Annotated in this window: 4 protein-coding genes; all 4 read left to right on the top strand. The window is 62.5% G+C overall.

Translation table 11 applies throughout. The features are described 5' to 3' along the window. Positions 1-573 precede the first annotated feature (573 nt). The 4 genes from PG892_RS21415 (at position 574) to PG892_RS21400 (ending at position 5,402) form a co-directional block, all read left to right on the top strand. Positions 574-1,572, top strand: a complete 999-nt coding sequence (locus PG892_RS21415) for a BMP family lipoprotein (RefSeq protein ID WP_041212138.1) — start codon at positions 574-576, stop codon at positions 1,570-1,572. A gap of 86 nt (positions 1,573-1,658) precedes the next feature. Continuing rightward, positions 1,659-3,236, top strand: a complete 1,578-nt coding sequence (locus tag PG892_RS21410) for an ABC transporter ATP-binding protein (RefSeq protein ID WP_039039558.1) — start codon at positions 1,659-1,661, stop codon at positions 3,234-3,236. A gap of 79 nt (positions 3,237-3,315) precedes the next feature. Continuing rightward, positions 3,316-4,434 (top strand): ABC transporter permease, encoded by a 1,119-nt coding sequence (locus tag PG892_RS21405; protein WP_048209188.1) that lies wholly within the window; start codon positions 3,316-3,318, stop codon positions 4,432-4,434. 2 nt (positions 4,435-4,436) lie between these two features. Next, complete coding sequence (locus PG892_RS21400) at positions 4,437-5,402, top strand: ABC transporter permease (protein WP_010672471.1); 966 nt, start codon at positions 4,437-4,439, stop codon at positions 5,400-5,402. Positions 5,403-5,520: the final 118 nt, after the last annotated feature.

The raw sequence follows: 5,520 nt of genomic DNA, 5'->3' as shown, positions 1-5,520 counted from the left end.
ATGGATACCGTGTCTCCTTTCCCGGGGAATGGCTATGGCACAGCGAAGGTGTAGCACTATTGGGATCAGTTATTTAGCGTATCCATATGACAAACACCAATGCATTTCCATATGAGTGTGCTTGCCATCACGCAGGCCCCGAGCGAGCAGGAAAAACGGCCACAGACGACGACCCTGGGAGGGGAAAAAGCCATCCATCTTGGGCTGTCACACCTCGGGCGGACCTCCTGGCGCTCAGCCAGCCCGCCCGCCAACATGGCGTCGATGAGGCCGCAGGGCTGGTGCCGATGGAAGCCAGTTTTTTCATCAGGGGAGGAAAACGGTTGCGCCTAACGTCATGAATCCAAACACAAATGTCGATCGAGCCCTATTAATCCCGGAATTTAATTCTGCAAAAACACCATAAAACAAACACTTATAAGGCAATTTGCTTATATTTCAAACCGTTAACGCAAACGTTTTTCCTCTATGATCCCCTTGACCAACGGGCTGGCTCACTTACAGTTAGCCAGCGTGCTTTATGACCTGCCAAGACAGGTTGTGGACCCTCACATAACAATCAAGGATACGATCGTGACTAAAGTGCTCAAGCTGGCCACCGTGGCCGCCCTCACCCTCGCTGCCCTGTCCGCCCAGGCAGCCTCCGAGCCCGCCGTCATCTATGACACCGCAGGCAAATTCGACAAGTCCTTCAACGAAGCCGTGTTCCGCAACGGCGTCGAAGTCTACAACAAGGACAAAGGCGTCAAGGTCAAGGAGTTCGAACCCCAGAACGAAGCCCAGCGCGAGCAGGGCCTGCGTCGTCTGGCCAGCCGTGGCAACGGCCCCATCGTCGCCGTCGGCTTCAACATGGGTTCCGCAGTAGAGAAAGTCGCCACCGAGTTCCCGAACACCCAGTTCACCATCATCGACATGGTGGTCGACAAGCCGAACGTCCAGTCCCTCATCTTCAAGGAGCATGAAGGTTCCTTCCTGGTGGGTGCCCTGGCAGCCATCGCCTCCAAGACCGGCAAGGTCGGCTTCGTGGGCGGCATGGACATCCCGCTGATCCGCAAGTTCCAGTGCGGCTATGAGCAAGGCGCCAAGTACATCAATCCGAAGATCGACGTCTATCAGAACATGACCGGCTCCACCCCGGCAGCCTTCGCCGACCCGGCCAAGGGTGCAGAACTGGCCAAGTCCCAGTTCGCCAAGGGCGCCGATGTGGTCTATGCCGCCGCCGGTGGCACCGGGATCGGTGTCTATCAGGCTGCCAAGGACGAAGGCAAGCTGGCCATCGGTGTGGATTCCAACCAGAACCACCTGCAACCGGGCACCATGCTGACCTCCATGGTCAAGTCCGTGGGTCTGGCCGCGTACAAGAGCTGGGATGACGCCGCCAAGGGCAGCTGGAAGCCGGGCATCCAGTCCCTGGGTCTGGCCGAAGGCGGGGTTGACTGGGCGCTGGACGAGAACAACGCCAAGCTGATCACCCCGGAAATGAAAGCCAAGGTCGAGAGCATCAAGGCCGACATCATCGCCGGCAAAATCAAGGTGCACGACTACATGAGCGACAACTCCTGCAAGTACTGAGTCCCTGCTACGACTCTCAACCAGTGATGACCGGCCCGCACGGGCCGGTTTTTAGTCTCTACTTCATGACCCGCAAGGACTGCATCATGGACCAGACAGATCGCTATGCCATCGAATTAAGGGGTATCGATAAGCGGTTCGGCGACGTGTACGCCAACAAGCAGATCGACCTTCAGGTTCGTAAAGGCAGCATTCACGGCATCGTCGGCGAAAATGGCGCCGGCAAGTCGACCCTGATGAGCATCATTTACGGTTTCTACCACGCCGACAGAGGCGAGATGCTGATCGACGGGAATCCGTTCAAACCCCATGGCTCCCAAGATGCGATTGCCGCAGGCGTGGGCATGGTGCACCAGCACTTCATGCTGGTGAACAACTTTACCGTATTGGAAAACGTCATCCTGGGGGCCGAGAACGGCTGGCGCCTGGGCAAGAGCCTGGCGGCCGCCGAGAAGCTGCTGGGCGAGCTGGCACGGGACTATGGTCTCGAGGTGCCGCTGCACGAGAAGGTCGAGGATCTGCCGGTGGGCCTGCAACAGCGGGTCGAGATCCTCAAGGCGCTCTATCGCGGTGCCCGCATCCTGATCCTCGACGAGCCCACCGGGGTACTGACCCCGCAAGAGGCGGATCACCTGTTCGAGGTGCTGAAAAAGCTGCGGGATCAGGGCGCCACCGTCATCCTCATCACCCACAAGCTGCGGGAGATCCTGGCCATCACGGATCAGGTCTCCATCATGCGCCGGGGGGAGATGGTGGCCCATGTCGCCACCAAAGACACCGACAAGGAGCAGCTCGCCGAACTGATGGTGGGCCGCAAGGTGCGCCTCAAGGTCGACAAGGGCACCGCCCAGCCGGGCGAGGCCAAGCTCAAGGTCGAGGGCCTCTCTTACGTCGATGACGCCGGGGTGGAACGGGTCAAATCCGTCAGCTTCGAGGTGCGGGCAGGGGAAGTGGTCGGCATCGCCGGGGTCTCCGGCAACGGCCAGTCCGAGCTGCTCAGCATGCTCGGCGGCATCCTCAAGCCCAGCAAGGGCGGCTTCACCATCGCCGGGGCGCAGCGCCACGAGGTAAGCCAGAGCCACCCGGCCGACCCGGAGCAGGTGCGCAACTTCGGCCTCGGCCACATCCCGGAAGACAGACACAAGATGGGGCTCATCAACCGCTTCGAGGCGAAAGAGGCCTTCATCCTCGGCTATCACCGCCGTGCCCAGTACAACAAGGGCTGGCTGCAGGACAAGGAGGCGATCCGCCAGGATTGCCAGGCCAAGATGGACAAGTGGGACGTGCGCCCGCCGAGCCCGGAGCACAAGACCGCCAACTTCTCCGGCGGCAACCAGCAGAAGCTGGTGATCGCCCGGGAAGTGGAGCAGGACCCGGATGTGCTGCTGGTCGGCCAGCCGACCCGGGGCGTCGACATCGGCGCCATCGAGTACATCCACCAGCAGATCATCGCCATGCGCGACAAGGGCAAGGCGGTGCTGCTGGTGTCGGTGGAGCTGGACGAGATCATGAGCCTCTCCGACCGCATTCTGGTCATCGCCGATGGCCGCATCGTCGGCGAGCTGGACGGCGCCAGGGCGGATGAACGCACCATCGGCCTGATGATGGCGAACATAGTTCCTGACGACGTGGCGGCAAGCCAATCACAAGGAGCCACATCATGAAGGTCACAACCACTTGTAACGGATTCGGCCTGATGATGGTCAACACACCAGTCCCCGACGATATCAAGGAGGCCCATTCATGAGCCAAGCACGTGTTCCTGCCTGGATATCCGTGGGCGTACTGCCCGCAGTCAATATCCTGCTGGCCTTCCTGGTGTCGGCCATCCTGTTCTATTACCTCGACATCAGCCCCATCGAGGCAGCCGAAATCATGTGGTACGGCGCCTTCGGCACCGGCGAGGGGATAGGCTTCACCCTCTACTACGCCACCGGTTTCATCTTCACCGGTCTGGCGGTGGCGGTGGCCTTCCACGCCGGCCTGTTCAACATCGGCGGTGAGGGGCAGGCCTATATCGGCGGCCTCGGGGTCGGTCTGGTCTGTCTGCTGCTCGGGGACGTGCTGCCGTTCGCCCTCTTACTGCCGCTCGCCATCATCGCCGGCGGTCTGTTCGGCGCGGCCTGGGCCTTCATCCCGGCCTGGCTGCAAGCCAAGCGGGGCAGCCACATCGTCATCACCACCATCATGTTCAACTTCATCGCCGCCTCCCTGATGGCCTACCTCTTGGTCGACGTCTTCAAGCCGCCAGGATCCATGGCCACCGAGAGCAAGGTGTTCGCCATGGCGAGCTGGCTGCCGAAGATGAGCGAGCTGCTGGCGGCGGTCGGCGTGACGGTGCCGAACAGCCCGCTCAACATCAGCTTCTTCTGGGCGCTGATCTGTGCGGCCCTGGTGTGGGTCTTCATCTGGCATACCCGCTGGGGCTACGAGATCCGCTCGGTCGGCGCCAGCCAGAGTGCCTCCGCCTACGCGGGCATCTCCTATCCCAAGGTGGTGATCCTGGCCATGGTGATCTCCGGCATGCTGGCGGGCTTCTTCGCCCTCAACGTGCTGCAGGGTGAGCTGCACCAGATCAAGCTCAACTTCGTGGAAGGCTTCGGCTTCACCGGCATCGCGGTGGCCCTGATGGGCCGCAACCACCCGGTCGGCGTTATCATCGCCAGCCTGCTGTTCGGCTTCCTCTACCAGGGCGGCGCCGAGCTCAGCTTCGAGTTCGGGGTGGACCGCAACATCGTCGTGGTGCTGCAGGGTCTGGTAATCCTGTTCTGCGGCGCCCTGGAGCACATGCTGCGCCCGCGCATCGAGCAGGCCTATCTGGCCTTTGCCAACCGCCCGGCCGCCCAAGTGAAAGGAGCCTGATCATGTTCGAAATGCTGATCCTGATGCTGGACGCGACCATTCGTACCGCGCCTCCGCTCATCCTGGCGGCCATGGCCGGGATGTTCTGTGAACGCTCCGGGGTGGTCAACATCGCCCTGGAGGGCAAGCTGCTGGCCTCCGCCTTCGCCAGTGCGGCGGCCGCCGCCGTCACCGGTTCCGCCTGGATTGGGCTGGGGGTCGGGGTGGGGATCTCCATCCTGTTCGCCCTGCTGCACGGCTTCGCCACCATCACCCACCGGGGTGATCAGGTGGTGAGCGGCATGGCCATCAACATCCTGGCGGCCGGTCTCACCGTGACCCTGGGGCGCTACTGGTTCGATCAGGGCGGCCAGACCCCGGCGCTCTCCGGCGCGGCCCGCTTCGCCCCCATCGACCTGCCCTATGCCAAGGAGCTCTATGACGTGCCCGTCATCGGCCAGCTCTACAGCGAGCTCTTGAGCGGTCACTCCCTGCTGGAGTACGTGGCCTTCGCCGCCGTGCCCCTGGCCTGGTGGGTGCTGTTCCGCACCCGCTTCGGCCTGCGGCTGCGGGCGGTGGGCGAGGCTCCGGCGGCGGTCGACACCGCAGGCATCTCTGTGGTGCGCATGCGTTACACCGCCCTCATCATCGGCGGCCTGCTGGCGGGGATCGGGGGCACCTATCTGGCGGTGGCCCAGACCGCCCAGTTCATCCCCAACATGAGCGCGGGCAAGGGCTTCATGGCGCTGGCGGCCCTGGTGTTCGGCAAGTGGCGCCCCTGGAACGCCATGGCGGCCTGTCTGCTGTTCGGCTTCCTCGACGCGGTCGCCATCCGGCTGCAAGGGGTCAGCATCGGCGATTTCCCGATCCCGGTGCAGGCCATCGAGGCGCTGCCCTACATCCTGACGGTCTTCCTGCTGGCCGGTTTCATCGGCAAGGCGGTAGCCCCCAAGGCCCTCGGCACCCCCTACGTCAAGGAGCGGGAATAGCCCCGCCCTTTATGCCATGCAAAAGGCCCGCACATGCGGGCCTAATGAGATGGTCACCCCCACCCTGTGAGCGGTACGCTGACAGGGTGTTTTTCTTTCAGGAGAGGCCATCATGGAA

Source organism: Aeromonas sp. QDB68 (assembly GCF_027707405.1).
Taxonomy (GTDB): Bacteria; Pseudomonadota; Gammaproteobacteria; order Enterobacterales; family Aeromonadaceae; genus Aeromonas; species Aeromonas caviae.
Note: the sequence above shows the minus strand (reverse complement) of the source record. Positions and strands in the feature narration are given on the sequence as shown.